A 930-nucleotide genomic window follows, 5' to 3' on the forward strand; every position below is an offset into this window, starting at 1 on the left:
AAGCCATTCACAGTTCGGATCGGGGTCTGCAACTCGACCCCGTGAAGTTGGATTCGCTAGTAATCGCGTATCAGCAATGACGCGGTGAATACGTTCCCGGGCCTTGTACACACCGCCCGTCAAGCCATGAAAGCTGGGGGTACCTAAAGCATGTAACCGCAAGGAGCGTGTTAGGGTAAAACCGGTAATTGGGGCTAAGTCGTAACAAGGTAGCCGTACCGGAAGGTGCGGCTGGAATACCTCCTTTCTAGAGCCCGCGCCGGGGCCGCTGCGCCACATACATGATCTAAAGGAAAAAAGAAGACAGATTCAGAAGAAAGTGCCCATCCCGGTATCGGGGTGATCGTCACCGAGAGAAGATGAGAGAGATAAGCTAGTCCCGTAGCTCAGTTGGTTAGAGCACTACACTGATAATGTAGGGGTCAGCAGTTCAAGTCTGCTCGGGACTACCACCGCGGGGAATTAGCTCAGCTGGCTAGAGCACCTGCCTTGCACGCAGGGGGTCAACGGTTCGAATCCGTTATTCTCCACAGGTCCGCACCTTTTGGTGCGACGAAGAGTTCTTTGACATATTGGAAGAAAAGAGATTAACAAGAGAAGACAACAGAGGCGGGTGCAGCAATGCGCTCTGCCAAAAGCAGCCCACCACTTGGCAAAAGGGGTGGTGGCGCGAAGAAAGTAAACAAGGGCACACGGGGGATGCCTAGGCTCTCAGAGGCGATGAAGGACGTGATAAGCTGCGATAAGCCACGGGGATCGGCAAATGCGACTCGATCCGTGGATTTCCGAATGGGGCAACCCGGCATGCTGAAGGCATGCCATCAAATGAGGCGAACGCGCTGAACTGAAACATCTAAGTAGGCGTAGGAGGAGAAAATAACAATGATTTCCCAAGTAGTGGCGAGCGAACGGGAAAGAGCCCAAACCATG

2 tRNA genes and 2 rRNA genes are annotated in these 930 nt (G+C 53.4%); all 4 read left to right on the forward strand.

The annotated features are described in order from the left end of the window. A 16S ribosomal RNA gene (locus CRT24_RS15630) occupies positions 1–247 on the forward strand; the annotation flags it as partial. Between the two features lie 128 nt (positions 248–375). After that, positions 376–452, forward strand: a tRNA-Ile gene (locus CRT24_RS15635). Between the two features lie 4 nt (positions 453–456). After that, positions 457–530, forward strand: a tRNA-Ala gene (locus tag CRT24_RS15640). Positions 531–672: 142 nt separating this feature from the next. Further along, positions 673–930 (forward strand): 23S ribosomal RNA (locus CRT24_RS15645); the annotation flags it as partial.

This window comes from Sphingobacterium sp. 1.A.5 (assembly GCF_002734235.1).
GTDB lineage: Bacteria > Bacteroidota > Bacteroidia > Sphingobacteriales > Sphingobacteriaceae > Sphingobacterium > Sphingobacterium daejeonense.